Source organism: Variovorax sp. R-27 (assembly GCF_049913215.1).
Taxonomy (GTDB): Bacteria; Pseudomonadota; Gammaproteobacteria; order Burkholderiales; family Burkholderiaceae_C; genus Variovorax.
The window spans coordinates 2,113,877-2,137,796 of the sequence record NZ_CP183984.1 but is presented as its reverse complement, the minus strand read 5'-3'; the positions used below and the strand labels follow the sequence as shown (position 1 = coordinate 2,137,796).

31 protein-coding genes are annotated in these 23,920 nt (G+C 62.5%); 5 read left to right on the top strand and 26 right to left on the bottom strand.

The window, feature by feature from the left end; translation table 11 throughout:
* Positions 1 to 22: 22 nt before the first annotated feature.
* The 19 genes from ACN9MV_RS09790 to ACN9MV_RS09700 all read right to left on the bottom strand — a co-directional run bounded on the left by ACN9MV_RS09790 (position 23) and on the right by ACN9MV_RS09700 (position 16,621).
* Complete coding sequence (locus tag ACN9MV_RS09790; RefSeq protein WP_426391974.1) at positions 23 to 3,064, bottom strand: phage tail protein; 3,042 nt, start codon at positions 3,062 to 3,064, stop codon at positions 23 to 25.
* Positions 3,064 to 3,459 (bottom strand): DUF6950 family protein, encoded by a 396-nt coding sequence (locus tag ACN9MV_RS09785; RefSeq protein ID WP_426391973.1) that lies wholly within the window; start codon positions 3,457 to 3,459, stop codon positions 3,064 to 3,066. Before ACN9MV_RS09785 ends, ACN9MV_RS09790 begins: the two co-directional genes overlap by 1 nt.
* Positions 3,459 to 4,037 carry a hypothetical protein gene (locus ACN9MV_RS09780; RefSeq protein WP_426391971.1) on the bottom strand — a complete coding sequence of 193 codons (579 nt, stop codon included), beginning with the start codon at positions 4,035 to 4,037 and terminating at the stop codon, positions 3,459 to 3,461. Before ACN9MV_RS09780 ends, ACN9MV_RS09785 begins: the two co-directional genes overlap by 1 nt.
* Positions 4,034 to 4,573 (bottom strand): hypothetical protein, encoded by a 540-nt coding sequence (locus ACN9MV_RS09775; protein ID WP_426391969.1) that lies wholly within the window; start codon positions 4,571 to 4,573, stop codon positions 4,034 to 4,036. The genes ACN9MV_RS09780 and ACN9MV_RS09775 overlap by 4 nt, the downstream gene beginning before the upstream one ends.
* Positions 4,574 to 4,617: 44 nt before the next feature.
* A complete protein-coding gene (locus tag ACN9MV_RS09770) occupies positions 4,618 to 7,482 on the bottom strand; it encodes a phage tail tape measure protein (protein ID WP_426391967.1) in 2,865 nt (954 codons plus the stop codon).
* Positions 7,483 to 7,518: 36 nt separating this feature from the next.
* On the bottom strand, positions 7,519 to 7,743 hold the full coding sequence (locus ACN9MV_RS09765) for a DUF1799 domain-containing protein (RefSeq protein ID WP_426391965.1): 225 nt from the start codon (positions 7,741 to 7,743) through the stop codon (positions 7,519 to 7,521).
* Positions 7,744 to 7,832: 89 nt separating this feature from the next.
* Positions 7,833 to 8,144, bottom strand: a complete 312-nt coding sequence (locus ACN9MV_RS09760) for a phage tail assembly chaperone (RefSeq protein WP_426391964.1) — start codon at positions 8,142 to 8,144, stop codon at positions 7,833 to 7,835.
* Position 8,145: 1 nt separating this feature from the next.
* A complete protein-coding gene (locus tag ACN9MV_RS09755) occupies positions 8,146 to 8,793 on the bottom strand; it encodes a phage tail protein (RefSeq protein ID WP_093073504.1) in 648 nt (215 codons plus the stop codon).
* A gap of 107 nt (positions 8,794 to 8,900) precedes the next feature.
* On the bottom strand, positions 8,901 to 9,257 hold the full coding sequence (gene gp17, locus ACN9MV_RS09750; RefSeq protein ID WP_426391962.1) for a tail completion protein gp17: 357 nt from the start codon (positions 9,255 to 9,257) through the stop codon (positions 8,901 to 8,903).
* Complete coding sequence (locus tag ACN9MV_RS09745; RefSeq protein ID WP_258349646.1) at positions 9,254 to 9,733, bottom strand: hypothetical protein; 480 nt, start codon at positions 9,731 to 9,733, stop codon at positions 9,254 to 9,256. The genes gp17 and ACN9MV_RS09745 overlap by 4 nt, the downstream gene beginning before the upstream one ends.
* The gene (locus ACN9MV_RS09740) at positions 9,726 to 10,055 is read right to left on the bottom strand and encodes a phage head closure protein (RefSeq protein WP_093073498.1); all 330 of its coding nucleotides are present in this window, start codon (positions 10,053 to 10,055) and stop codon (positions 9,726 to 9,728) included. Before ACN9MV_RS09740 ends, ACN9MV_RS09745 begins: the two co-directional genes overlap by 8 nt.
* Positions 10,052 to 10,531, bottom strand: coding sequence for a head-tail connector protein (locus ACN9MV_RS09735; protein ID WP_426391960.1), 480 nt, complete (start codon positions 10,529 to 10,531; stop codon positions 10,052 to 10,054). The genes ACN9MV_RS09740 and ACN9MV_RS09735 overlap by 4 nt, the downstream gene beginning before the upstream one ends.
* Before the next feature lie 2 nt (positions 10,532 to 10,533).
* The gene (locus ACN9MV_RS09730) at positions 10,534 to 10,698 is read right to left on the bottom strand and encodes a hypothetical protein (protein ID WP_258349649.1); all 165 of its coding nucleotides are present in this window, start codon (positions 10,696 to 10,698) and stop codon (positions 10,534 to 10,536) included.
* Positions 10,699 to 10,711: 13 nt separating this feature from the next.
* On the bottom strand, positions 10,712 to 12,046 hold the full coding sequence (locus ACN9MV_RS09725; RefSeq protein ID WP_426391959.1) for a phage major capsid protein: 1,335 nt from the start codon (positions 12,044 to 12,046) through the stop codon (positions 10,712 to 10,714).
* A gap of 2 nt (positions 12,047 to 12,048) precedes the next feature.
* Positions 12,049 to 12,885 (bottom strand): head maturation protease, ClpP-related, encoded by an 837-nt coding sequence (locus ACN9MV_RS09720; RefSeq protein ID WP_426391958.1) that lies wholly within the window; start codon positions 12,883 to 12,885, stop codon positions 12,049 to 12,051.
* Positions 12,863 to 14,137, bottom strand: coding sequence for a phage portal protein (locus tag ACN9MV_RS09715; protein ID WP_426391957.1), 1,275 nt, complete (start codon positions 14,135 to 14,137; stop codon positions 12,863 to 12,865). The genes ACN9MV_RS09720 and ACN9MV_RS09715 overlap by 23 nt, the downstream gene beginning before the upstream one ends.
* An 11-nt stretch (positions 14,138 to 14,148) precedes the next feature.
* Positions 14,149 to 15,897 carry a terminase large subunit gene (locus ACN9MV_RS09710; RefSeq protein ID WP_426391956.1) on the bottom strand — a complete coding sequence of 583 codons (1,749 nt, stop codon included), beginning with the start codon at positions 15,895 to 15,897 and terminating at the stop codon, positions 14,149 to 14,151.
* A 3-nt stretch (positions 15,898 to 15,900) separates the two neighbouring features.
* Positions 15,901 to 16,179 carry a hypothetical protein gene (locus ACN9MV_RS09705; RefSeq protein WP_426391955.1) on the bottom strand — a complete coding sequence of 93 codons (279 nt, stop codon included), beginning with the start codon at positions 16,177 to 16,179 and terminating at the stop codon, positions 15,901 to 15,903.
* Positions 16,180 to 16,327: 148 nt separating this feature from the next.
* Positions 16,328 to 16,621 (bottom strand): HNH endonuclease, encoded by a 294-nt coding sequence (locus ACN9MV_RS09700; RefSeq protein ID WP_426391954.1) that lies wholly within the window; start codon positions 16,619 to 16,621, stop codon positions 16,328 to 16,330.
* Positions 16,622 to 16,698: 77 nt separating this feature from the next.
* On the opposite strand from ACN9MV_RS09700, the gene ACN9MV_RS09695 reads away from it, so the two are divergent.
* The 5 genes from ACN9MV_RS09695 (at position 16,699) to ACN9MV_RS09675 (ending at position 18,991) form a co-directional block, all read left to right on the top strand.
* The gene (locus ACN9MV_RS09695) at positions 16,699 to 17,421 is read left to right on the top strand and encodes a hypothetical protein (RefSeq protein ID WP_426391953.1); all 723 of its coding nucleotides are present in this window, start codon (positions 16,699 to 16,701) and stop codon (positions 17,419 to 17,421) included.
* Between the two features lie 264 nt (positions 17,422 to 17,685).
* Complete coding sequence (locus tag ACN9MV_RS09690; RefSeq protein WP_426391952.1) at positions 17,686 to 17,859, top strand: YegP family protein; 174 nt, start codon at positions 17,686 to 17,688, stop codon at positions 17,857 to 17,859.
* Between the two features lie 19 nt (positions 17,860 to 17,878).
* Positions 17,879 to 18,139, top strand: a complete 261-nt coding sequence (locus ACN9MV_RS09685; protein ID WP_426391951.1) for a hypothetical protein — start codon at positions 17,879 to 17,881, stop codon at positions 18,137 to 18,139.
* Positions 18,140 to 18,189: 50 nt separating this feature from the next.
* Complete coding sequence (locus ACN9MV_RS09680) at positions 18,190 to 18,495, top strand: hypothetical protein (protein ID WP_426391950.1); 306 nt, start codon at positions 18,190 to 18,192, stop codon at positions 18,493 to 18,495.
* A gap of 109 nt (positions 18,496 to 18,604) precedes the next feature.
* Positions 18,605 to 18,991, top strand: a complete 387-nt coding sequence (locus ACN9MV_RS09675) for a hypothetical protein (RefSeq protein WP_426391949.1) — start codon at positions 18,605 to 18,607, stop codon at positions 18,989 to 18,991.
* Between the two features lie 164 nt (positions 18,992 to 19,155).
* On the opposite strand, the gene ACN9MV_RS09670 is transcribed toward ACN9MV_RS09675, so the two are convergent.
* The 7 genes from ACN9MV_RS09670 to ACN9MV_RS09640 all read right to left on the bottom strand — a co-directional run bounded on the left by ACN9MV_RS09670 (position 19,156) and on the right by ACN9MV_RS09640 (position 23,919).
* Positions 19,156 to 19,698, bottom strand: coding sequence for a hypothetical protein (locus ACN9MV_RS09670; RefSeq protein WP_426391948.1), 543 nt, complete (start codon positions 19,696 to 19,698; stop codon positions 19,156 to 19,158).
* Positions 19,695 to 19,949 carry a hypothetical protein gene (locus ACN9MV_RS09665; RefSeq protein ID WP_426391947.1) on the bottom strand — a complete coding sequence of 85 codons (255 nt, stop codon included), beginning with the start codon at positions 19,947 to 19,949 and terminating at the stop codon, positions 19,695 to 19,697. Before ACN9MV_RS09665 ends, ACN9MV_RS09670 begins: the two co-directional genes overlap by 4 nt.
* Before the next feature lie 260 nt (positions 19,950 to 20,209).
* A complete protein-coding gene (locus ACN9MV_RS09660) occupies positions 20,210 to 21,097 on the bottom strand; it encodes a toprim domain-containing protein (protein ID WP_426391946.1) in 888 nt (295 codons plus the stop codon).
* On the bottom strand, positions 21,094 to 22,611 hold the full coding sequence (locus tag ACN9MV_RS09655) for a DEAD/DEAH box helicase (RefSeq protein ID WP_426391945.1): 1,518 nt from the start codon (positions 22,609 to 22,611) through the stop codon (positions 21,094 to 21,096). Before ACN9MV_RS09655 ends, ACN9MV_RS09660 begins: the two co-directional genes overlap by 4 nt.
* Positions 22,608 to 23,498, bottom strand: a complete 891-nt coding sequence (locus tag ACN9MV_RS09650) for a ParB/RepB/Spo0J family partition protein (protein ID WP_426391944.1) — start codon at positions 23,496 to 23,498, stop codon at positions 22,608 to 22,610. Before ACN9MV_RS09650 ends, ACN9MV_RS09655 begins: the two co-directional genes overlap by 4 nt.
* On the bottom strand, positions 23,495 to 23,620 hold the full coding sequence (locus tag ACN9MV_RS09645; RefSeq protein WP_426391943.1) for a hypothetical protein: 126 nt from the start codon (positions 23,618 to 23,620) through the stop codon (positions 23,495 to 23,497). Before ACN9MV_RS09645 ends, ACN9MV_RS09650 begins: the two co-directional genes overlap by 4 nt.
* The gene (locus tag ACN9MV_RS09640) at positions 23,620 to 23,919 is read right to left on the bottom strand and encodes a helix-turn-helix domain-containing protein (protein ID WP_143062545.1); all 300 of its coding nucleotides are present in this window, start codon (positions 23,917 to 23,919) and stop codon (positions 23,620 to 23,622) included. The genes ACN9MV_RS09645 and ACN9MV_RS09640 overlap by 1 nt, the downstream gene beginning before the upstream one ends.
* Between the last annotated feature and the right edge of the window lies 1 nt (position 23,920).

Sequence of the window (23,920 nt, the reverse complement as noted above, 5' to 3'; positions counted from 1 at the left end):
GTCGGGTTGCGAAGAGTGCGGGCTAGTAGCCCTTGAGAACGATGTCCACCGTCGCTCCGCCCACCGAGGCGTGCGAGGAGTTGTAGGCAGTGACCTTGGGCGAGAGGTTCGGCGTCTTGGTTACCTCCGCCGTGACTGCGGTGCTGACGCCCGACTGCAGCGTGATCTGGATGTTCTTGATCACCGAGAACCCGGCCGTATGGGGGATCACCGTGCCGCCAGCGGCCACCGCGAAGTCGTTGATCTGCTCCTCGATGTCGGGTGCATCCACCGTGACCACCAGCCCCTTCAGAATGCCGCGAGTCGCGCCGGCGCCGAGGGTCACGCGAAACTGGTACACGTCGTTCGCGACGATGATCTGGCCCGGCCATGGCATCCAGTCGCCAGGTGGCCCATAGAAGGAATCGCTGTCCTCGCCATAGATCGAGTCCTCGTCGGGGCCGTAGAAGACACCAGGGCCTGCAAGGCGGTACTCGATGCGCAGGTCGATGCCCTCCACATCGGCAACCACCGTCATCTTCGAGCCGGCGAGCGCTGAGTTGATCGGGAGCGGCGTGGTGACGTAGACCATCTCCGCATAAGACTCGGCCTTGTAGAGAGGCACTGTGTCTCCGCCGTAGAACGCCTGGTTGTCGGAGCCGTAGAAAGAATCGAGCGGGTCGGCCGTCGGATCGCCTGACACCAGCGTCCAGCCGATCTGCTCGCCGGCCGCAGCCGGCCATCCCAGCGCCTTGTAGTCCCACTCCTCGACGACGTTGGCGATGGGCGGGTCGCCCAGGTTCATCACCACGACGCCGGGCAGGAACGACTGGTTGCCGCTCGTGTCCTGCGCCTTGACCATGATCGTCACCAGGCCGCCCGGGCGCATCTCGGGCTCCCAAGGACTTTCCGTCACAAGGCCCTGATGCAGCGGCGCGGCGCTGTTCCAGTCCTGGTTTTGCGTGTAGTGGAAGCGAAAGACGAAGCCGGCCAGATCCGGCACGCGCCGGGGCAGGGACCATGACAGCACATTGCCGGCGACCGACAGGTTTTCGACGTTCGGCGGCGGCTCCGTCTTGCCGATCACCGTGTGGATCACCTGCGTGCTCCAGTCGCTGGCTGCGAGGCCGTTCTTCACTCGCACCTTCACCAGGATCACGGCGCCGTCATCGACCCCGGCGAACTTGGCTTCGGTGGAGTCTCCTGGCACTTCGACACTCACCCATGGGCCGCTCGGCAGTACCTGATAGCGCAGCTCGACCGTGCCGCCGGTGTAGACCGAAGCATCCAGGATCGGCGACCAGGTCACCCGCACGCCGTTGATGATGGTGCCGTCGTTGGCGACGATCAGCTCGCTCTCGCCGCTGCTGATCGAGAGAATCACGGGCGGGTAGATCTCCCAGGGCTTGGGCAATCCAGTGTTCGGGGCGTAGCCGCCCGGCAGGAACGGTGCCCCCATGGCGAAGATCGCAGACGTGGTTTCCTTCAGGGTGAGCTCGATCCGGCCATCCGGGATGAACTTCCGCCCGAGGACTCGGAACTCCTTGGCGTTCCATCCGAAGTTCGCGATGGTCAGCGTCACGCCATCGAACAACTCCAGCGCATAGGCCTTCATCTTGAACGACAGCGTCACCGTCAGCGGGTCGCGGCTGTCGCGCAGCATGATGCCGGCGATGTGGTTGGCCTGCGGCGCATAGAACACCGCAGCCATGGTCACTTCCTGCGACATCTCCGCACCATCGGTCGCCACCAAGGCGTCAGCCCTGAACGGGGTGATCGGCGTCTCTTTGTAGTTCGCGGCCTGATCCCAGATCCTGATCGCCACAGTGTTGAACTTCTCGTTCCTCGGGACGTGCGGATTGATCGTCGTCGGGTTCTGGGAAGTCGAGCCGTCTGTGCCGCGCTGGACAGTCGCCAGGTCGCTCTCGTACAGGTTCATGACGGGGAGCTGGTAGACCCCCGCGCGCACGAAGTACTCGCCTGCCGCAAATGCCCATTCGCCGGCCATGGACTGCGCGAGGTCGTCGAGCACGTCGCGCGCAGGAGAACCGAACTGAACCACGATCGAGGCTCGGTACAGGTTCACCAAGTCGGAGCCTGTGTAGCTCACGGCTTGGCCGCAAGCGTTCGTCGCGGCCGAGATCCGGGCATCCTCCGCTGCGGTCATAGCCGTCCGCTTGCCGAACTGAGGATGCATCATGACGTGGCGCATCAGCAGCGGGGGCATCTCCGACCACTGCGTCACGCCAGTGCGCGGGTCGTACACCTTGGCACCGCGTATCCTCGCTGTCACGGTTGGGATGCCGGACGGCAATGCGCCGTCGTTGTATGCGAACTGGCAGACCAGGTAGGCAACGCCGGCGGCGCGATGAGCCTCTGTCCAGACGCCGCCCAGCATCGCCACGAGCTCACCGTCAGCAGCTTGGCCGGGCGAACCAAGGTGCTTGGTGATGCGAACGAACGAATTGAAGCCAGAGTACTGGTAGTACGCTCTGTAAATCTGCCCTGGGATGATGGCTTCGGTGATCGTCACCACATTTCCGGAGACGCTGAACTCGGTGACATCCGTGACGCCGATCCCACCGAAGAACTCGCGGGTCACTTTGACCGAATCTAAAACAGGCGTATGCGACAAGGCTGAGGTCGAGCCGCCCAACACCTCGTTCGCATCAATGTTCGCAGCCCGACCGTAGGGCGCCGTGATCACCTGGCCAGCATCGTTGATTTCGACGGGCTGATCATTCAGGTAGATCTGCTCGTAGGCGTCGATCTCATGTGAGGCCATGGCCACGCACATGATGAACAGCTCCTTGTACTGCCCGACGCTGGTCTTGAAGAAGACGTGACCACCAGTACGAACACGGCCGAGCACGAGCCTGCGCGGCTCCACGGTGCCCGAGACGTTGACCAGCCGATCGACCTGCGCCGCATCGAACTGGGCCCTTGCAAGTCGCTCCGCCTTGCGTTTCTGGTAGCTGCTCAGCGCCAGTGTGCCGATGATGCTGATGGCATAGGCGATGACCGTCGCGGTCGCTGCAGTCACGCCGAATGCATAAACGAGACCTTGTGCGATTGCGGTCGGCATCAGACGCTCCAGGCCGCGATCGCGGTTTCCATGTTCAGCATGACCACGCCGTGTTCACCGGGTGCAGCAATGCTGGTTCCGTTGCAGATGCCCAGCATTTCGCGGCCAGCGTTCATCACCAGGACCACGTCGCCGACCGCCGCCAACTTCGGGCTGACTGGCTCGCCGAGAAGGCTGGTCGTGAGCTGCTGCAGTCCACCGCCCTCCTCTACGGCACGCGCAGCGCCCAACGCTCCTTCGTAAGCGGGGAATTCCTTACGAAGGTCCCGGCCGGTGATGGCGTGCACCGCATCTGCAGCGAACGTGCAGCAGTCGTTCGATCCCCATGCAAAGGGCATGCTTGCGCGCGCCTTGCCGAAGTCGGAAAAGCGCTGTTGCCAGTCTTTGAGTCTCATCAGCGGCTATCGATGTAGTACTGTTTCGTCGGCCACACGATGGGAACATCGGCCTGGGGGACCACGTACTCGAATGCCCGGTCACCGGGGTACAGGTACTGCTGGTCGGCGTTGCTGTTGGTCAGCGCGGCGCCGCGCAACAGATCCACCGCCGCGCTCTCAGCGGTGAGCGTGATCGTGCAGGTCTCGCCATCCGACTCGAGCGGCATGGTGTCAACGTAGCCGGTCCAGTCGATCGGGGCATCGACCACACCGCCGGCATCGTTCAGGATGGCGAGTCGGATCGTTACAGGGGCGCCCTGAACCACGCTCGCATCCGATAGCGCCAGTGCGAGGAACTCGCTCTTCACGCCGGCCATCTGCAGCTGCAAGCCCTTGATCTCGCCGGGTGAGTCGTCGATCTGACTGATCGCTCCGAGTCCCGATGCCCCCACGTAGGTGATGCCGGCGTACCCAATGTCATAGTTTGCCGAGGTGAGCGCCACCGGCAGACCTGGGAAGTCGAGGTAGACCAGTTGGGCTATCCGGATCACCGGCGCACTAAGGGCCGCAAGGGATTCAGGCGACAGCGATCTCATCCGATGGCCTCGACGAAGTCCAGGGAAACGCCTTCCGCATATCCGAAGAAGTATTGAAAGGCAGGCTTCGCGACCTTGCGAAAGGGCACTGTGGGCCGCTCCCAGATCACCGACTCACCGCCCACCAGCGCGACGCGCAGACGGTTGACCAAGGGGACGACAAGGCCTACTCCATCGGCCACGCAATCCTCGCGAACCATCAGCAGCATGCCGCCCACTCCGATCAAGTCGCCGGCGAGCAGTGTTGACCCGGCAGGTGTGCCAATCAAGATTGAGTCCGCACCAATGGAGGCGGCGCCGGCAACCGGGCTGCCGCGCATCGTGCCAAGCGGCTGCTTGCGCACCCAGTGATACAACGCCACGGTGTTGGTCTGGCCGCGCAGTGCGTTGAGAAATGCCTCGTTCCTGGCTGCGTTTTCTTGCGTGCCACGCGGCAGCGTGAGCGAAATCGTCCAGCGGTCGTTCAACAGATCGACCACCTGTTCGCTGCCGCCGAACGGTGACGCAAACGCGCGTTGTACCGTCTCCAGCCTCATTGAGAATGACTCAGGCCGAAAGCTGCTCGGAAGCGCAAGAAGTGTCATGCGTCGCCCCCGTAGCTGCGGCTACGGCCGTACCGTGCCGCCGTCTGCCGTTGCACGGTCTGCATGGCTTCAACGACCATGCTTTTCGTCGCCACATCGCCGACCGTCAGGTTGTAGACGGTGGTTCCGCCGCCAGCACTACCGTTGAGGGCGTGGTTCGGAATGATGGCGCCCGGCACACTCGGCACGAACATCTCGGGGCCGTTCTCGCCGACCAAGCTCGCCTTGCCAACCGGAGGAACACCGCCCTCCGCGAACTTCAAGCCGCTGAACCATCCACCGACACTGCTGAAGAGCTTGCTCCAGTCCATGCCGCCCCCCGTGATCGCGAGTCCAGAGCTTCCGGAAAGACCGATCTGATTGAGGTAGCCGGCGTCCCCGCTGAGTGCCGATCCACCTCCCGGCCCGTTCAGAGCACTGAGCAGCCCTTTCGCAAGGGGCCCGGTGATGGTCTGCTGAACCGCGATGCGGGCGAGATCCGCAATGACGGAGTTCGCCAGGCTGCTGACACTCAGCTTGCCAGTGGTCACGAACTGCACCAGCGCATCCTCGGCCCCCTTGAATCCATCCGTGAATGCGCGCTCGGTCGTGGCGGCCACGTTGCGAATTGCGTCTGTGTAGTTGGCAAGCGCTGTCGTGGCGCCGTTCTGCCAATCCGTCTCTTTGGACTTCAGCGCATCGAAGTAGTTGGACTGCGCAGCCAGTGCGTCGTCGAGCGCCTTCTTGATGCGCGCGACTTCCTCCTGATATGCCGGCGAACCCAGTTGACCGGTCTTGCCGGCCTCCTTGTTCGCGCTGGTCAGATAGCGCTGAAACTCCGCCCGAATCGAGCGCTGCGCCTCAACTTCCTGCCGGGCCCGATCACCAAGGCCGAATGCGGCAAGACTGCGGTCACTCTGCTCATTCCGAGAATCCTGTCCACCCGTGATCGACACATTGATCGCGTCCATTTGCTGGCGGAACTGCTTCGCGTCCTCGGCCGATTTCTTGGTGATCTCGGCAATCTTCTTTTCGAACTCGAGCTGGTTGGACAGCGCGACGTTCTTCTTGAGCTGCTCTTCGATCGCATCCTTGTTCGCGAGCAGGCTCTGCTGCTCCGCCGTGAGGATCTTCTTGCCCTTCAGGTCGGCGATCAGTTGCTGGAACTCGACCTGCTTCTTCTGCGTATCGGTGATCTTGAGCTCGCCGTCGAGCTGATCCTTCAGCGCCGCTTCCGTCTGCCGCAGGGTCTCCAGCATCTTGGTGGCCGCATCGTCCTGGAAGGCCTTCTCCTTCGGCCCCTTGCTGCCGGCGAACTCCTTCCGAATCGCCGCCTCGCCCGCCTTGATCGCATCGGGCGTCAGCAGTTCGCTGCCCGGGTTGACCTTTCGGATGGCCTCCAGCCCGTCGCGGTACTTCTTCAGTTCGCGCGTGACCGCATCGACGCCCTTGGCCTTGTCCTGCCACTTGTTGACATCGTCGGTCGCATCGGCACCTGCTTGTTCCGCCTTGGCGCGCTCGGAGGCCATCTTCGCGAACCCGTTCTCGAAGCCGATAGCGGCCTGCATCACAGCCTGCTGCGTATTGAGGCGCTTCAGCAGCGGTTCGTAGAACGACGCAGTGACGCTGTTGCCGCTGGACGCTTTCTGCGCCTCAGTGATCTTGCGCTGCACTTCCGCGAGCTGCACCTGCATCGTGGCGCTGCGCCCGACGCCGAGGATCGCGTCCCAGCCCTGGCTGGCGGCGAGCGTCACGGCTTTCCACGCGCGCTCGATGCTGCCGAGGTTCTCGGTCACCTGACCGGTACGCTGCTTCATCGCAGACGCATAGCTCGACTGAGCCAGAGCCGCGGCCTCTTCCTTTCGCCCCTGATCCTCCAGCGCCTTGATCCGCTCATAGGTCGATTGGGTCAGGTAGTGCATCGACTCGTTCAGCTTGGCCGACGCCTTCGTGGGCTCGTCGCCGAGCTTGATGTACTGATCGACCGCGTCTTTGACCGAAGTCCCCAGAACGCGGTTCACCCCCACGACCGCCTCGGCTGCCTGCTTCAGGGCATCGCCCGTCACGCGACCAGTACTTGCCAGTGCTGCAAGCGCCTCGGCCGCCTTGCCCTGCGTGCTGGTGGTGCCGGCCACCTCCTTGGCCATCTCCTGCAACTGCCCTGCAGTCTGCCCCGCGTAGTTGCCCGTGAGGATCAGCGCCCTGTTGTACGCAATTGCCTCCTGGCTGCCCTGGTAGTAGGCCAGCGCCAATGCGCCGGCAGCGGCTGCAGCCACAGTGAACGGGTTGATAAGGCCGAGCACATAGCCGCCAAGAGCCTTGGCTGCGGGCCCGATGCCGCCGAACATGTCCTTCAGCTGGCCACCCTGCTGCAGGAACACCGTCAACGGCGCTTGACCGCCCTGCAGGCTGGTGACGATGTCGGTGAACTGCGCCGGCACGCCACGAAGCGCGGCGGCGGTTTGCGCAGCCGACACGCCTACCCTGCCGAGTGCCGGCGCCGTCGCGTTCAACGCCTCCTGGGCAGCCTTCTGCTTGGCGAGCGCCTGATCGAGTTGCGCCAGGTATGGCTTCAGCACCTCGGTGCTGACACCCCGCTGGTTGGCCAGCGCAGCGTAGAACTCTGAACCCGACTTCTTGCCAGCCTCAGCCGCGGCGGTCGCTCGCTGGATGGAGCTGATCAGGTTCCTGGTGTTGGTGTCGACCTTGGCCGCAGCCTGCTGGCTGCCTTCGCCGATGGCAGCAACGCCCTCGGCCGCCTTCTTGCCTTCCTTGGCGGCGGTCACGCCCAGGTCGGCGAGCGAGCGCTTGGCTTGGCCAACACCGGCCTCAACGCCTGACGCGTCGGCCGTGAACACCATCTGTGCGGTTAGATCGGCCATCGGTATCCCAGAAAAAGAGAAGCCACCCGAAGGTGGCTATTGCGAGTTCCGCTCGCGCATGTAGTGAAGCGCCCCGCGCTCCATGACGCGGATGTCTTCGAAGAGAGCCGACCAGTCCGCCCGAGGCACACCGGCCAGCCGGAAGACCGTCGGCAGCGCCCCATAGTCCAGCCCAGTTGCGCCGGCAAAGCCGGTGCGCCACTGAGTGGTTAGCTTGTAGAAAACCGACAGGGCAGCTTGGTGCTCGGGCCAACATTCCACCGAAAAGCTGGCCTCCTCTACCGTCAGCCCGAGCTCGGCCGCTTCATACGGCGTCGGGTCGGGCGTATAGATGGCCCTGGCCAGCTCGATCAGTTTTTTTCTTTGGCCTTGATGAGCTCGCTGATGTACTTGTCGCGGATCGCCATGGGCGCCGTGATGTAGTTCTGCGCGAGCAGCTTCACGTTCTCCAGGTTGAACGGATCGACCAGTTCCCAGCCGGTGGCCACAGCCATCACCTGGTCTTCGATCGACATCTCGGCCATCTGCTTGATGAACTCGTCCATTTCATCGCGGGTGCGATGCTTGAACGTGATTTCGACCTTCTCGGCTTCGAGGCCTGGCCGGCAGATCTCGACCATCGCCTTGAAGGTCGGGTTGGGGTTGAGGCTGATTCGTGCCATATCAGTTCGCGTAGCGGATGAAGCGGCCTTGGCTGCGGAAGGTCGCAGTCACGGTCATGATCTGGTTGGCATCCAGCTTCGGCTCGGGGTCGAAACCGACGTTGACGTTGTAGTAGATCGAACCACCGCTCGGCAGTTGGGCGCGCAGGATGCGGTTCTTGCCGTCCTGGTCGGCGGCCAGCAGCACGGCGTTCCAGGCCTGCGCAGCGTCGTCGGCGAGCGTGAGCGTCAGCACCTTGGCCTTCCTGAAGGTGTTCTTGCTGCGCTCGATGCCGTCTTCCAGGTAGACCCACTCGACCGACTGCTGTTCGCCGCCGGACGATGCGTTCTGCATCACCTGCGAGATCTGTTGCCAGGTCAGTACCTTGCGCACCGAGCCAAGGCCACTGCCCGCAGGGAAGCGCGTCAGATCAGTGGAGTCGTGGCCTTCGAGGTTGAAGGTGTTCGCGGTCGAACCGGCGACGCGTGCGGGACGGTCATTCAGCAGCGGCCAGCCCGAGGTCACCTCCAGGATGTCGCCGTTGGTCAGGCCGTGGGCAGTTGCTGTCGCCTGCGGGGGCGCGGCATTGCTCAAGATGGTGAACGGAATCGCAGCGGCGTAGCTGGCGGCGAGCGAGAAGATCGTGCCGTTAGGGAGCGATGCACTCATGGTGATGGCCTTTCAGAGGAAATCCGGGCGATGCCGGTGGTTGCAGAGCCCGGAGCGGGCAGAAAAAAGCCCGCTGCGAGGCGGGCCGGGTTGGAAAAGGTTGCGGTCTATCGGTCGGACCAGATGCTGAAGTCCTGGCGCGAGCCGCGCAGCTTTGTCTCGGAGTCGTAGTCGGCGATCTGGCCGCCGACGACCTCGACCTGGAATTCGGTTGCGAGCAGCATCGCGTTCTCGATCTGCAGGCCGATTGCTGCGGCCTCCTTGCGCGTCGCAGCCCACACTGCGGCCTGAAAACGACCGTTCTTCTTCGAAGGCAAGGCGCGCTCGACGAATGCGATCGGTGTGCCGCCGACCTGTTGGTACACGATGTAGGGCGTCACGGCGTCTTCCGGCGCGACATCGGGATATGCACGGCCGTCAACCAGGGCGGCGAGCACGTTGTGAAGATCTGCCTCGACCGTCATATCGCCTTCTTCACTTCCTGGACTAGATAGGCTCGAGCCACTTCCATCGCGAAGTCACGACGCGCCGCGTAGGCCGGGCGCAGAAACGGGTGTGCCGGAGCCCGACTCGTACCGAACTCGACCATGAAGCCATAAGGCACCTTCTGGTGATTCCACGCGATGTGATACGTCGCCCTCGCCTTTCCGCTGTTGTCCTTCGAATAGACCTGGTAGATCGCGTTGCGCAGGCTGCCGGGCTCGAAGTAGTAGCGGACTCCCGTTGACTTGCTGTTCTTGCCGTAGAAGTAATGCGGCTCCGCGGACTGCGGCACCCTCAGTCGGGCTTCAAGGTAGAGTTCTTCGGCCCCTGCTTGGGCAGCGGGGCGAATCGATTCCTCTGTGGCTCGCTGGATGCCGTCCAGCCATGCATCGGCGCCCGACGTGTCGAAGCCGATGTGAAAAGCACTCCCGTCCGGGTTGCCTCGACCGTTAGCCATTGTTGGCACCCGTCTCGCAGACCAGGTCGATGTACTGGCGGCTTTGCTTGTTCGGCAGGACGGCCTTGATGTCGTAGATCCGGCCTTCGTCGTCCACGACACGCATGCTCGCGAGCACGTCCGTGCGCCGGCGGATGCGAATGCTGGCCTTGACGATGCTCACGGGCGAATCTGCGCGCGCGGATTCGAGCCCCGACAGAAAGCGTATGTCCGCCCACACCGAATCGAGCACAGGCCACCCAGGAATCGGCTGACCGAGCTCGTCCTGCACCGTGCCGGCCTGCTGGATGGCGATCCAGTCCTTGAGCGTGCCGGCTCTCACGGCATCATCACCCGGCGGTAGGGGCGAAGCAGCGCGCGAGCGCCGTGCGGGAGTTCAACCGCGGTCGCGGCGATCACCACGTCTTCCCGGCTTTCGAACAGATGCCCCAGGATCAGCAGCACCGCCGAGATGATGCTCGGATTGACGACGATGCCATTGAGCGCCCGCGCCGTGCCCGCCCGGGCAGCACGAAGTAGCGACTCCGCGATGTGCACGGCGTCGCGGCGATCGCTGGCGTTCTCGATCAGCGCCGCCGCAGCGATGGCCTCTTCGTAGGCAACGCGTGCGGCGGTCAACGATGCGGGCAGCGCCTCGATTGCGGTGTTCATCGCATCGGAATCGGCGTAGATGACTCGGTTCAGATACTGCGAGGCATGGTCTTCCGCACCCGCCATGTACGGCCCGATCTGCTCCTGCGGGTACGTGGCACCCACGCGCAGGTGCGCACGAGCCTGATCGAGCGTGATGACGGGCATGGTCAGCCCTTGCCCTTCGCCTTGGGCTGCTTGTCGTCGCCCTGCTCCAAGGCGTCGAGCTCACGCGCACCAGCTTCGAGTTCCGGCGGACATTCGTCGCCCGCCTGGTACTCGACCGGGTAAATCTCCCCGTCGGGGACACCCTTGAACGGCTTGCTTAGCTTCATAGTGTCCCCCTGCTTACGCCGAGATCTTCAGCGCACGCATCGGCTCCGGGTTGTGAACGCCGCCACCAACACGCTTGGTCGTGTAGAACAGCACGTAGGGCTTCGCAGTGAACGGGTCGCGCAGGACGCGCACGCCGACACGGTCGTACACCGTATAGGTGCGCTTGAAGTCACCGAACAGGGCCGGCACCGAATTGGCGGCGATGTCGGGCATGTCCGGCACCTCGGTGATCGGAAAGCCGGCCAGGGTGGCGGGCTGGCCGGCCACATAGGACGGCTGCCAGAGGTAGTTGCCCTGACCGTCTTTCAGCTTGCGGATCGTGCCCTGCGACTTGCGGTTCATCGCAAATCCAGCGTTCGCGGTGAATGCCGAAGGCAGGTCGTAGATGAGGTCAACGATCCCGTCCGAGGTGATCGCAGCCGCTGCGCCGCTGTTCACGGTCTTGATCGCGCCGAAAGGATGCTTCGCTGCGTTGGCGCCGCCGGTGACATAGGTGAGGATGCCGAACGGCTTGTTCGTGCCGTCGCCGGAGAAGAATGCGGCGCCCTCTTGCTTGGAGAACTCGGTCTCCACCTCGCCCGCAAGCCAGGCTTCGAGGTTGATGGCCGAGTCGTCGAGGATCTGCTGGGTGGCCGCCGGGTTCGCATAGATCTCGCCCCAGCCGAAGCCGAGCGAAGCGAAGGTGCCGGTAGCAGTCTGCGGACGCGCCGCGGTCTCGCCAACCCAGCCCGATGCGGTGCCGCCCAGGTTGAACAGCTTGGTCAGGCCAGCCCCCGACACCGGCTGCACGGTGGCCAGCTGACGCATCGAAGAGACGAGCACGAGCTTGTCGGTGATGGTGCGATCCCACTCCACCGGGGCGAGGTAGCCGCCTTCGCCGTCCGCGCCCTTGTTGAGCGCCGCCTGGACATCGCCCTTCTTGAAGTGCGCGCGGAACGCACCGGTGTACTCGGCATCCGCCACGGCCTTGCCGCCGGTCCCTGCGCCCATCTGGGCCGCTGCCAACTTCACATTGGTGTCGTCAACCTCCCTCTGCAAGCGGGCGATGTCCGCGTTGATGTTCTCGACTTTCAGGGCCTGCAGCGCATCGGCGTTGCCCTTCTTGATGTCTTCGAGCTGCTTGGTGTGCTCCTCCTTGAAGGTGGCGAAGGCCCTGTTGAGTGCTTCGACCGTGGCCTTGATGTCACCCGGAGGGCCGCCGTCTGCGCGAACGGCAATGAGGCCGCGCGGGACGGGATTCGCGGAAGCCTTGGCAGCGACCGCATCGACGGCGGACGCATAGGCGGCACCGGCGGCCAGGACGGAGAGTGCGGCAACAGCCGCGAGAGAGATGAGAGTGCGTTTCATGGTTAGACCTTGAGGGAGTTGGTGAGAGAAAGCAGCAAGGCTGCGGTTTCGCCAGCGCCCGGCATGGCGGCTTCAGAGGCAGCGCCCGGCGTGCCAGTGAAAAGGGACTTGAAGGCATCACGGCGAGCGGTTCGGGAATGCCCCGCACGCGCCATCGACGCTTCGATCAGCGCGAGGGCCTTCTTGCCGCCCTGCGCCTTGGTGTCTTGGGTGATGTCGGAACGCTCGATCAGGCCAGTGGCAAAGCCGTCATCGACCGCTTGCGCCGCGCTGATCCAGGTTTCCTTGTCCATCAAAGTGGCGGTCTCGGCCTTCGACAGGCCGGTGCGCGAGGCATAGACCTGCGCCATCGCGTCGTCGAACGGTGCCAGTCGCGCGGCCGCGTCGGCCATATCGTGGCGGTTGCCGATGGCGACGGCCCATGCGTTGTGAACCATCAGGAACGCGCCGTCACCCATCAGGATTTCGTCGCCGGCCATCGCGATCACGGACGCCGCCGAAGCAGCAAGGCCCATCACACGCACCGTGACCTTGGCCTTGTGCTCGCGCAGCATGTTGTAGATGGCGACACCCTCGAAGAAGTCGCCGCCGGGCGAATTGACGTTGACCGTCACGTCTCGGGCGCCGATGCTGCGCAGTGCCGCGCTCATGCGCTTGGCCGTGAAGCCCTGCCCGTCCCACGACTCACCAATGGCGTCGTAGATCGAGATCGAGGCATCGCCTTCCGTTGCGGCGCGCACCTCCGGCTGCCAGCGCTCGAGCGCATCGGGGCGAACGTCGAACTGTGCAACGCCCAGGCGGTGATCGGCCCGGATCTCAGGCAGGTTCAGGAGGCTCATCGTTGTTCCTTGATGCCGGCTTGCCCGGCTGGGTCATCGGGTTGCGCAGTGCGTCGGTTTGCGGGTCGGCAGATTTCGGGAGGTCGGACAGCTCACGCACTTCGTTCTGCGACATCCAGGGCGCTTGGCCGCCGGCGCCGAGCGCCTTGGAGAAGAAGGCAGCCTGGTCGGCCAGCGTGCCGCGCAGCAGCGCGCCTTCGTTGAACTTGTATTGCAGGCGTCCGAGTTGCTCCTCGGGAAGAAGGCAGCGTGCGGCTGCCTGCTCCCAGGACACGAACCAATGCGATAGCCCGTACTGGATGAAGAAGATCGCCAACTGCTGGATGCCGCTGCCCCAGCTCGTGTCATCCATCATCAGAAGCGGCCTGGGCACGCCGTACATGCGCGCGGCTTCCTCGATCTGGTGGTTCCGGTTCTCGATCTGCTGCGACTCGGACGCCGTGCTGGCGAACTTGTTGGCCTTCGCGTTCTCCTCCAGCAGCATCCAGCGGCCGGCGTTCTCCGCGCCCGTGTAGTCGGTGTCGAGCGACGACTTCATCCGGTTGTAGGCGTTCTCGGAAAGCTCCTTCGGAACTTCGATGGCCCCGCCCGCCATGACACCGGTCTTGAACGTCCGCGACGCCGCGCGTTCCGCCTGCTCGGCCAGCTCCAACGCATCGCGACCCAGCTTGACACGCGAGATGCCGTTGATCCCGTCGAGCGAGAGATCGCGCAGGTGGAACACCTCTTTCGCCGGCAGGGTGATCTGATTGCCGTCCGGCGTCGTGTAGTCGTACTGCATCTGCCAAGCGCCATTCAGACGCGGCTTGGTCGAACCACGATCCATCGGGATCAAGCGGATCGGCCGGCTGCCCGACCAGATCACGCGCGCGAAGGACTGCCCGTCGAGCAGGGCCCGCAGTTGCAAGAGGCTCTTGAACTCGATGGGCGTCTGCCAGTCGTTCGGCTTGTATTTCAGCAGCCGGTGCGCCGGGTTGTCGCTTTGCACCTGCTTCTTGTCGTCGCTGCTCTGCAGATTCACCGGCAGCATGCCGATCGATTCGGAGATCAGCGTCACGCAACGCAGCACCGCCATGTTCCGAAGGCTGCGGTCACGGGCCGTATCCACGCCGGCCGTGGTTCCGCCGCGGATGTACTCCAACAGCGCCGGATCGTCGAGGCCGCTGAACTGATGCCCCTGCGAGGCCTCCGCGCGCGGACGCGACTGCACCTCCGACGCATTCGAGCGCCGGAAGAAGTCGAGAATCTTCATTCAGTCGGTCCTTACAGGAAGCGGATGCCCCGGGTTTCGTAGACGGAGTTGCCTCGCGCCTCGGGGTTGAGCGACAGAAGCGTCACTGCGTTGAACGTGGCCATCAGCGGGTCGATCTTTGCGGTGCCGGAGGCCTGCTTCGTGATCACGATGGCGTTGCCCTTCGGCTCGACCTTCGCGTTGCCGACCGACCAGGCCATCAGGGGCTGACCGCCATGGATCAGCGCGCCCTCGGCGAGTTTTCGTTCGGTCGTCTTGATCGCGCCGGTCATCTTCCAGCCCTGGCTGATTCCAATCACCTTCTCTTCAGGCACCTCGGCCTCCACAAGGGCATCCAGGATGCCGCCCAGCCCCGCCGGGTCGCAGCCGATCTTGTCCAGCAGACCCGATGCCTCGCACTGAGCGGCGACATCAGCCACTCCCGCCACGTCTTCACCGATCGCGCTCACCAGGATCAGGTCGCCATCCTTGGCGAAGTCCTGCAAGCGCGGGGCAATCTCCTTGCGCCGTTCGAGCACCGAGGGATGCGCCCACGCACGGGTCCACAGGAGCCAACGCTTGCGCAGAACCGTCTTGGCCGGCACGACGACTTTCGCTTCCTCGTCGAAATGCTCCGGAATCAGGAATTCCTCGGCCTTCCTGCGCCGGCCGGCCACCGCGGCGCCGAGCAAGTCGTCCAGACCACCGCCGTCGATTCCCATGTCCACCACTTCGCACTCGTCGAGCAGTTGCTCGAGGGTCAGACCAGGAACCTCGGCTCGTGGCACCCAGAAATCGGCACCAGCCCAACGGTCGGACCGCAGGTTCATGCCGATCTCGACGTTCAGGTGCTTGGCCAGGAACTCCTTGAAGTCCTTCTCGCCTCCCTCCAGCGCCTGGCTGTGCAGTTGCGTGATGCGCGCGATGTCCACCGACGCACCCCAGTTCGGGTTCGTCACGTAGGCATTCGCCAGATCCTTGTGCGCCCCCGCATCCAGCATGGACTGCGGGAACTCGTAGATCACCGGCAGGAAGCGCGGATCCTTGATGAGCCCATCGCGCACCTTTCGCGCGTAGCTCAGTTTGTCCTTGAACACTCCGGCCGGCGGCTCGGCCGACTGTGTGGTGGCGTAGATCACGAACCCATCGGGCCGCGATGTCAGACCACCCGTGGCCTCCAGCAGCATGTTCGAGGCCTTGGCCTGCTTGCCGAACTCGTGCAGCTCGTCAACGAAGACGAACGAGGCCTTCTTGCCCGAAACCGTGTCACTGTCTGCGGCCACCACCTTCAGCGTCGCCGCGTTGTCACGGTGGGTGATGGTGCGGAAGTAGTCCTGCACCTTCAGCATGGCCGCCAAGTCGTCGTCCGCCTTGATCATGTCGCGGATCGGCTTGTAGCTGTTGTCCGCAATCTCCTTGGTTGGCGACAGGATCAGCAGTTCCGCCGACGGGCGCCAGTTCAACACCAGCGCCGTCAGCATGATCCCCGCCGCGGCGGTCGATTTCATGTTCTTCTTGCTGACCATGAAGAAGAACTCATTGATCAGCCGGCGCCCTTGGTCGGCGTCATAGGATCCGAAGATCGCGCGTACCCAATCCTTCACCCAGGGCAGGCAGGCTTCGCGCATGGTCGGCTGACCAGCCACATCTACCAGGACCAGGCCGCCGAAAACATCCCACGCCTCATCCGCTTGCGCCTTGAAGAGCGGCGGCGAGGTGATGAGGCTCTCGCGCGCCACGATCCTGCGTTCCCAATCGACGCAGGCGGTGGACCACTCCACGGGTTACTTGCTCGCGACCAGGCGCGGGCCCTGCCGCACCGCGTACTTGCCACCAGCGAGGCGCTCAGGCACCGCCGGCTTGGGCGCTTCAGTCTTCTTGGCATGCTGGACGCCCAGCAGCGCGATTGCGGCCTTCAACTGAGCCGGGCTCGGGTCCAAAAGCCCCTGCATGGCCATCGTCAGGAACTCTTTCGAGTCTTCGGTGGTTGCCGGGTCCACGGTTTTCGGCTTGCGGCCGGCGCCCGGACGGGCACCACCGCTGCGTCCTTTGACACCTGCCATTTGATTTCCTTTTGATTCCGGGGCGTGTTTTGCGCGTGAGGAACCTGGTGGTTTCCGGCACATCGGGTCGGCAGGCTTTCGACGCCCCCTCCCCCTCGTCGCCGCCCCTGCGCCGCATCAGGCGGGCCGTGGCTGCACGATCTCGACCTCAGTAGCCTCTCGCCCTTGCCTTCGCCTCTGCCTCCGTCTTGGCCTTGTGGCACGGGACATCGCACAGAGGCTGCAGGTTGCTGTCGTCGTTCGTGCCGCCGTCTGCCAGCTCGACGATGTGGTCGATGTGATCCCGGTTCGACACCCAGACCGCGCCGCACTTGGCGCAGCGGTAGCCGTGACGCTGGGCCACGCGCTCCCGGGTTGCCATCCATGCCCGGCCGCGCTGGCGTTCCACCGTGCCAGCCTTGGTCTGCAGCACTGGAGTGCGGGTCAGTCGGGCTGCAGCCAACCGCGGCTTAAGCGTTGGGAGGCCCATGTGTTTCCTTTTTTCCACCACGGCATACTCCAGAAACAAGGAGAAGGAACATGGGAAAAAACTACACCAGGATCGGTATCGTCATCTCAGTCGTCTATAGCCTAGGACTCACATACGTCCTGCATCGGCGCTGGGACGAACTGTTTGGACTAAAGCTCAACGAGTTCGGAGACCTCCTGGCCGGGGCGTTTGGGCCTCTGGCCATCCTATGGCTCGTTCTTGGCTACTTCCAGCAGGGCATCGAGCTAAGGCTCAATAGTGATGCATTGCACCTGCAGGCAGAGGAGCTAGCTCACTCGGTCGAACAACAACGAGAACTCGTCAAGGTCGCTCGCGATCAGTACCACTCGGATCGTGAAGCTATCGAGCATCAAATGAAGGTTTTCGCTGATGAGCAAGAAAGAATTCGATCAGCAGCGATGCCCAAATTCAAGGTTACCGCGGGCGGAATGCACAGCGGCTTCGAAAGCACCCATCGTTTGCACTTCTCGAACTTCGGTCAGACCTGCTCCGATGTAAATCTGACATCTGACAGAAGCGACCTTCAGTTCAGACCTGAGTCGATCCTGTTGCTTAAGACTGGAGAGTCCGTTCGCTTCGAGTTCGCGCTCCCTGTCATACCGCCGTTCGAGGAGTCTCGCGTAACCCTGTCGTTCATCGACGGCCAAGGCCAAGCCGGTGCTATTGAGTACAAAATGACCTTCCAGAAAGAAGAAGGGGTCAACTATTCCACTGTACGGCTCGATCCCGTTGATGCGCACAAGGCGGAGTGAGCACCATCACTCGAATTGGGGATGCCCCTGTCGGTTGCTCGTGATTACCATCGGCGCGTTCAGTTAGCCTGAATCCGGGCAGCGATGGCTCCGAATAGCACCGCAGAACGCTGGATGCTTTCGAGTTTCCTCCTCGCATCTTCATCATCGATTGCGAAGAAGTTAAGAGCCCATCGGCAACCTCGGTGGGTGTATTCGGCTGCGTATTCGGTTTGGGCCTCCACCCATCCATGTGCGCGCATTCATCCATGTGAGGAGGCTCCGATGTACTTCGAGATCTATCGCTCAGGTTTTCAATGGCGCTGGCGGCTGAAAGCCGCGAATCATGAAATTCTTGCTTCGGGAGAGTCCTATACCAGCAAGGACGCTTGCCTGCACTGTGTCTCCCTCTTAAAGCAGACGACAGTCATCACGCCAGTTTATGAAGTGCAGTCCTGAAGAAAAAAGCGCTCTTGCAATGAACAACCAACCCTTCAACTACAACTTCAACATCTCATTTCTGCAGGAGGCTCGCTCAGCTTTGGGAGAAGCCCCGAAAGGAGATCAGTACCCACGCCAGATAGGGCCTTGTTCGCAAGTCGGAGACTTTGTTCAATTTCCCGGATCGACAGCCTTGTTCGTCGTTGTCGAACGCATTTGGACTTACGGCGAAGATTTCGAAGGGCTGCAAATCGTACTTGGCCTTGCCGCTGAGCCAACGCTCACGGTTGTCAAATAGGATTTCTTCCAGAGTTCAGCTGACAACTCATCTCTTAAGGGCGCGCATCTATGGCTCACTTCATTCTGACCTTTCGGATCGCCGCTGACGCGAGCTATCAGGCCCGATATGAATCCTTCGTCCAAGCCGTCGTTACTTTCGCAGGTGGCCCGGGAAGGGTTTGGGATGAAACCACATCCTTCTATGCCTTCGAAGCCAACTCGACAGCCGACAGCGTGGTTCGGCATCTTTGGGTGGCGAGCGATTTCGATTCGTCTAAAGACATGATGGTTGTGCTCGACCTAGACGCGCGTGAAAAAGCGACGAAGGGTCCTGTGCCATACGTCCCACTGTTGACGGCTTACGTTGGTTTTTGAACCCCGTCCCGATCAATATCGCACCGGAAGATGAGCGAAAACCCAGCTTTAGGTACGTACTTTTCACAATGAGCGATCGGCACCCGTTTTTCCACCATTGGAGGTTCTCATGCGCGTCACCGCCATTTGTTCCGGGAGCATTCTGCTGGCAATAACCGGTTGCGCACTTCCGCAGCACCCGTCCAGTGTGCCGCTTGCTTCAGTCATTCATCAACTCAGAGAGGACTTTAAGCAGGTAAATGCCGAGAATCCCGTTTCTCAGTTGCCTCTAACAAAGATCGAAGTGGTCCTGAAAGTCTCGACTGAGCGTGTATCAGGTATCGGCGCTGAGACCTCCCTGCCGCTCGATACGCCGCTCAAGCTGAATTTCTCAAATCAAACAACAGGCACGATGGAAAACACCGTCACGCTCACGTTTGCAGGAGGCAAAGGGCCTCTTTTCGATCAAACAATCAAAGCGCCAATGCGGCTCGATGACTTCCAAGAGAAGAAATAAGTCATCCAAATGAAAAACCCGCCGAGCTTGCGCGAGGCGGGTTGCGAACCTGAAGAAAAAGCTCCGCCATCAAGGGTTGAGCTGCTCTTATTGTTCCCGGCTCACCCGGGATTTGTACAGGCCACGCCATTTTAAAGCGGAAACGGCGGCCGTGTAAATTGTTTTTACTTTGCCGCCTCGGCTGCAGCGATCTTCAGATCCAGATAGCCCGCAATCTGCTTCATCGCCTCTGGTCCGGCCATCGCCTGGTGCTTCTCCATGTGGGCCACGAGCCAGTCAGCGATCTCAGCGTGCTCCTTGAACAGCTTGGCCAACGAAGTGCGCCCGGTGCCCTTGCAGGGCTTGCACTTCACACCCAGCGTTGTGCTGCCCGGGATGACTGTCGCACCATGCCCTCCACAGTTGTCGCAGGTCGGATTGCGGTGCCAGGCGACGCAGCCCTGCGCCAGGTCGTAGGCCTGAACCCGGTTGAGCTTCACCTTCATCGCCCTCGCCTGCCGCCATGCGTCGTCAGCCAGGATCTCGACCAGTTCGCGCGCCGCGGTGCTGTCACCCAGGAACAGTCGCTGCAGCGCCACGGCCAATGGGAACTCACGGGCAGCGAGCCCCATCGCTCCCAGCACGTCCGAGTCCGAGCGGGTCGTGCGCTCGTTGATCTCCAGGTTCGTCGAACGAACCGCGCTGGCGTAGCGCTCGATCACGTTCATGCGCGGCCTTTCAAGCTGTCGCCGATCCGCGCCGCTAGGTTGCGCCTACTGCTGTCGATCGACGGTCTTCCTGTCGCGTCCTCCATGCGGCGCAGCAACTCCTTCATCTCGGCGTCCGTGAGTTGGCCTCGCTTTTTGAGCAGGCCGGCGAAACCTGCAATCACCTCGGCTGTGGCCGCTCGGTGCGCGTTCATGGTGTCGGCGAAGAAGTCCGACGCCTTCAGGTACTGCTCGAATTCCTTCATGCTCATTGGAGAACCTCCTGTTAACTAAGACACTGCCTCTACAAGTACAGACTGATCCCGAGCGGACAGACCCAGCCTCCTTAGAGGGGGCCTTCACATGAACCGACTGACCCGTCGCGTTGCATGACCCGGTAGCCTTCTCGTTCACAGGTGCTGCCTTCGCCGCCTGCCGGGGTGTCTCAGAACTTCCTCACAGTTCCCCGCTCTTCCCTTGCTGCTGCCGTTATAGGTGCTCCGACCAGCAAGGTGCTTTGACGATTCGGCGCCTACGTCATGGCAGCCTCCTGTCGGCGCACTTGCATCAGCAACGAGCACACGGCCAGCAGCCCCTCGCGTTTGTGTAGGTCGTTGGCGTCCTCACCCAGAGTCGGGCTCATGCAGTACGGCAGACCCGTTTCCTTCGCAGCTCTCTCGCCTGCCCCGCTCTTGTCGTTGTCGGCGAACACGTAGCGCCGGCCACCCTTGGCGAGGCCTGCGACGTGAACCATGTTCGAGTCGCTGAAGCAGACCAGCACTGCAGCATTGAGCCGCATCTGCCGCACTGCCAGTTCGATCGATAGACCCGTTGCATAGCCTTCGCAGAAGATGTGCTCGCCTGTGCGCGGCCCCAGGCGCAGAACCGCGCCGCGCGCCTGCATGCCGTAAGACATCTTCTTGCGCCAACGATTGACGCCAGGCTCGCTCTCGCTGTCAGTCCAACGGATGATCTGAACGCCTCGCAGTTCGTTGGTGCTGAAATCGCGCATGGGCACGAGTAGCCCGCCATCTGGCAAGCACAGCCCCTGCGCGTTCGGCAGGCCCTTGCGATAGAGATAGTCGTGTGGCCCAGGCTTGGTGGAGGCCAGCAGTTCAGCAGCCTTCCTTGCGGCATTCAGGTATCCCTGCTCGGTCGCAGCTCGCAGGGCATCGCGCCGTGCTCGCCATGCCTTCTTTTCCTCTTCGGTGAAGGGCTTCGCCTCGGGATCGTTGTACCAATGGACCTGCGCGTCGGCATCCCATGCATACACCCATCCGCTTTGACCATCCCAGAGGTATGCGCCGTTCTTGCTGCGCGGCTTCTCGGTCGTGCCGCATCGCTGGATCTTGTCGCTCGGCCGTAGCTTCGCGGGGTCGATCTCGACGCCATACGATCGAGCAAAGTCGATGAAGCTCAAGCGGACCTCCGATGCGCGCGACGGATGTCCTCGGACTTGATTCGGCTCTTGACCGCATCGGTGATCTCAACATCGGGCGCTCCGTCGAAGGAGTACTCATGCGGAGGCCAGTCGCCGGTCCACTCCTTGAACTTCAGCTTCGCGAAACCGCTCTTGCGCGTGATCTTTTCCTTGCCTCGAGCAAAAGCGCAGAGTTGGTTCCAGAGATGCAGTTTGTCGTCGGCGAGCTTCTTCTTGCCGAGCACGACCTCGTGCATTTCGCCTGCCTCGTGGGCAATCAAGGATTTCTCGACGATCTCGAAGCCACAGGCCATGCAGCGCTGACGGAATGGCTTGTAGCCGCAGTCAGGGCACCCCGTGCGCACCTTCTCATCGACCTCGTCTTTGCGGATCTTCTTGTCGAGCTTCTCCCCCTGGTCAAGCGATGCAAGGCCGTTGAAGAAGATGTCCGTGTAATCGTCAGCGAAGCGAGTGATGTTGCCGCTGTGGTCCAGCAGGATGCAGTCCTGCTTCCCAGTCTCTGGCGATGATCGCAAGCCACGCCCCCACATCTGGATCGCGGTGGAGAGCGACTTGCGCAACGGCCTGCAATCGACAACACAGCCGACATCCGGTACGTCGAACCCCTTGGCCAAGGCCTCCACCGAGATCAGCACGCGGATCAGCGGATCAGGCTTTCGGAACTCGCGCAGCAGCCCCGGCCGCTCGGAGTCGGGCGTATCGGTCGTGTAGGTTGCCGCAAGGATGCCGGCCTGATTGAACTGGCGGCAGAGTTCCTCGCAGTGCGCAATGGTGGCGCCGAAGATGATCGTCTTGCGCCCTTCCCCGTGGCGCAGCCACTCGGCCACCACGTCGCCAATGATCTCCATGCCGCGCACCTCGGCCTCTGACTTCTGCCACTCACCGGCCTGGTCAACTTTCGCGCCGGTCATGTCCGGGCGCCTGTAGGACAGAACGCGCATCGGAACCAGAACTCCCGACTGCGTCAGATCGTTCATCGTTGCGGCGTTGATCAGATTCGAGAAGACTGTGCCCAGGCCCTTCGCGAACGGAGTGGCCGACAACCCGATGACTCGCGCGGCGCACGTCTTGGCGTATTCCACCCAAGTGCCGTGCTGGGTATGAGCCTCGTCCACGATCAGTACGTCGGTATCGGGCCAGCCTTGGCTCGCGACGGTCTGGACACTGGCGATCTGAAGGCGTTGTGACCAGTCTTCGCGCGGGTGCCGACCTTGGATGACCCCATGGGCGCACAAGCCGTATTCGTCGGCTCGCATGCTGGTCTGATCGATCAGGGTAATGCGGTCGCACAGAAACGTAGCGCGCTTGCCCTGCTTGAGCGCCTTGTGCGCAACCCGCAAGCCCAGGTATGTCTTGCCGGCTCCAGTGGGAGCCATGAGCATCTGGTTCTTGTGACCAGCCAGCACACCCTCAGCGATCTTGATCATCGCGCTTCGCTGAAAATCGCGCGGCTCCGGAAAGCCTTGCAGGGCCACATCGAAAAGCGCGCTCATGCAGGCTGCTCCGCCTTCTTCTGCCAGTGCTTGACGGAGCGCTTCAGTTCCGAGATCTCCGTCATCATGCTGTCGATGCGCGCTTGCAGACCTCGCGCCAGTTCTCGCTGTGCCTTTGCGTCTTTCAGAGCTGCAGCGAGGGGATCGCCCGCATCCATGATCTGCCCGACCCAGGCAATGTCCGCTTGAACATCTTCGAGTTGACCGCGCAGCGCCTGCGTCTCTTCCTCAAGCGCCCGAAGTTTGGACTGCGCTTCGGTGGCATCCTGCTTTGCACCGGCAGCCTTCAACTCGGCGCGGATGACATCTGCGCGCGGCCCCTTCTTCGGCTTTCCTCGGAAGACGCGACGCACGGGTTGCTTGATGGCCGCCGCCTGCTCAGCTCTCGGCAGCTTCGCGATCTCCGCGGCTTTCGGAAGCCCGAGCTGACCGCTTCGCACAGCTTCCTGTACCTCGGGCACGGCGTTGGTCTGCACGGACTTGGCTTGGGTGATGGTGTTCGGGTGAACGCCAGCGATTTCCGCAAGCTCGGAGTTCGTCTTCGCAGGAAGGTCACATTCAGTGTGACCTTTTTCCCGATGGGCCGGTTTCCACTGATAAACCGATGCAGTGGCCATCGCAAGTTGTGCCGCGGTGACATGCCGACGCGCCTTGTTCTGCGCGAGCACGAAGTCGCGCGGATCCACATCGCCGAGATCAACGTGCGGGCAGTCGTAGCCAAGCTCCATGGCTGCGCGGTAGCGATTCCAGCCATCCAGCACCATGCCCTCGTAGAGGGTGATCGGGTTCTGTACGCCGATGTTGGTGATGCTGTCGATCAACGACGCATAGTCGCCTTCGCTCATGGCAGGGAACGCCGCAGAAAGCGGATGCTGCTGGTAGTTCATCGGGGACTCCAAGCTCTGCCCTCATGGGCCATGCACCACAGCGCGCTCGACCAGGAGCGATGGATGCGCAGGTAGTAGAGAAAGTGCGCGACGTAGATCACGCGGTTAATCGGCGCGCGCATCAGTCCCACTCCAAGGTGCGGACGGTCTGCACAGCGCTCAGGTGCTGCTTGGCCATCAGCAGCAGCGCATCGACGTAGTCGGGCGGGAAGCACCGCATGTCTTGGCCGACGACGCGCAGGCCTGCATGTGCCATCACCAGCGCCAGCTTGTCCAGGTGATCGCTGAGCAGACGAGAGACGGTGGACTCGCTCACGCCCATGGCCGCGGCAATCGCGGTCTGAGAGGCGTCGCGCTGGGTCGCCTTGAGGATGCTCGACACGATCTTGCGTGCGCGGTCTTCCGGAGGCTCGACGGTCACG

Excerpts from the sequence above, each read along its gene's own strand:
- ACN9MV_RS09790 (WP_426391974.1), bottom strand. The coding sequence starts at position 3,064 with ATGCCGACCGCAATCGCACAAGGTCTCGTTTATGCATTCGGCGTGACT.
- ACN9MV_RS09785 (WP_426391973.1), bottom strand. The coding sequence starts at position 3,459 with ATGAGACTCAAAGACTGGCAACAGCGCTTTTCCGACTTCGGCAAGGCG.
- ACN9MV_RS09780 (WP_426391971.1), bottom strand. The coding sequence starts at position 4,037 with ATGAGATCGCTGTCGCCTGAATCCCTTGCGGCCCTTAGTGCGCCGGTG.
- ACN9MV_RS09775 (WP_426391969.1), bottom strand. The coding sequence starts at position 4,573 with ATGAGGCTGGAGACGGTACAACGCGCGTTTGCGTCACCGTTCGGCGGC.
- ACN9MV_RS09770 (WP_426391967.1), bottom strand. The coding sequence starts at position 7,482 with ATGGCCGATCTAACCGCACAGATGGTGTTCACGGCCGACGCGTCAGGC.
- ACN9MV_RS09760 (WP_426391964.1), bottom strand. The coding sequence starts at position 8,144 with ATGGCACGAATCAGCCTCAACCCCAACCCGACCTTCAAGGCGATGGTC.
- ACN9MV_RS09755 (WP_093073504.1), bottom strand. The coding sequence starts at position 8,793 with ATGAGTGCATCGCTCCCTAACGGCACGATCTTCTCGCTCGCCGCCAGC.
- gp17 (WP_426391962.1), bottom strand. The coding sequence starts at position 9,257 with ATGACGGTCGAGGCAGATCTTCACAACGTGCTCGCCGCCCTGGTTGAC.
- ACN9MV_RS09745 (WP_258349646.1), bottom strand. The coding sequence starts at position 9,733 with ATGGCTAACGGTCGAGGCAACCCGGACGGGAGTGCTTTTCACATCGGC.
- ACN9MV_RS09735 (WP_426391960.1), bottom strand. The coding sequence starts at position 10,531 with ATGCCCGTCATCACGCTCGATCAGGCTCGTGCGCACCTGCGCGTGGGT.
- ACN9MV_RS09730 (WP_258349649.1), bottom strand. The coding sequence starts at position 10,698 with ATGAAGCTAAGCAAGCCGTTCAAGGGTGTCCCCGACGGGGAGATTTAC.
- ACN9MV_RS09725 (WP_426391959.1), bottom strand. The coding sequence starts at position 12,046 with ATGAAACGCACTCTCATCTCTCTCGCGGCTGTTGCCGCACTCTCCGTC.
- ACN9MV_RS09720 (WP_426391958.1), bottom strand. The coding sequence starts at position 12,885 with ATGAGCCTCCTGAACCTGCCTGAGATCCGGGCCGATCACCGCCTGGGC.
- ACN9MV_RS09715 (WP_426391957.1), bottom strand. The coding sequence starts at position 14,137 with ATGAAGATTCTCGACTTCTTCCGGCGCTCGAATGCGTCGGAGGTGCAG.
- ACN9MV_RS09705 (WP_426391955.1), bottom strand. The coding sequence starts at position 16,179 with ATGGCAGGTGTCAAAGGACGCAGCGGTGGTGCCCGTCCGGGCGCCGGC.
- ACN9MV_RS09695 (WP_426391953.1), top strand. The coding sequence starts at position 16,699 with ATGGGAAAAAACTACACCAGGATCGGTATCGTCATCTCAGTCGTCTAT.
- ACN9MV_RS09690 (WP_426391952.1), top strand. The coding sequence starts at position 17,686 with ATGTACTTCGAGATCTATCGCTCAGGTTTTCAATGGCGCTGGCGGCTG.
- ACN9MV_RS09685 (WP_426391951.1), top strand. The coding sequence starts at position 17,879 with ATGAACAACCAACCCTTCAACTACAACTTCAACATCTCATTTCTGCAG.
- ACN9MV_RS09680 (WP_426391950.1), top strand. The coding sequence starts at position 18,190 with ATGGCTCACTTCATTCTGACCTTTCGGATCGCCGCTGACGCGAGCTAT.
- ACN9MV_RS09675 (WP_426391949.1), top strand. The coding sequence starts at position 18,605 with ATGCGCGTCACCGCCATTTGTTCCGGGAGCATTCTGCTGGCAATAACC.
- ACN9MV_RS09670 (WP_426391948.1), bottom strand. The coding sequence starts at position 19,698 with ATGAACGTGATCGAGCGCTACGCCAGCGCGGTTCGTTCGACGAACCTG.
- ACN9MV_RS09665 (WP_426391947.1), bottom strand. The coding sequence starts at position 19,949 with ATGAGCATGAAGGAATTCGAGCAGTACCTGAAGGCGTCGGACTTCTTC.
- ACN9MV_RS09655 (WP_426391945.1), bottom strand. The coding sequence starts at position 22,611 with ATGAGCGCGCTTTTCGATGTGGCCCTGCAAGGCTTTCCGGAGCCGCGC.
- ACN9MV_RS09650 (WP_426391944.1), bottom strand. The coding sequence starts at position 23,498 with ATGAACTACCAGCAGCATCCGCTTTCTGCGGCGTTCCCTGCCATGAGC.
- ACN9MV_RS09645 (WP_426391943.1), bottom strand. The coding sequence starts at position 23,620 with ATGCGCGCGCCGATTAACCGCGTGATCTACGTCGCGCACTTTCTCTAC.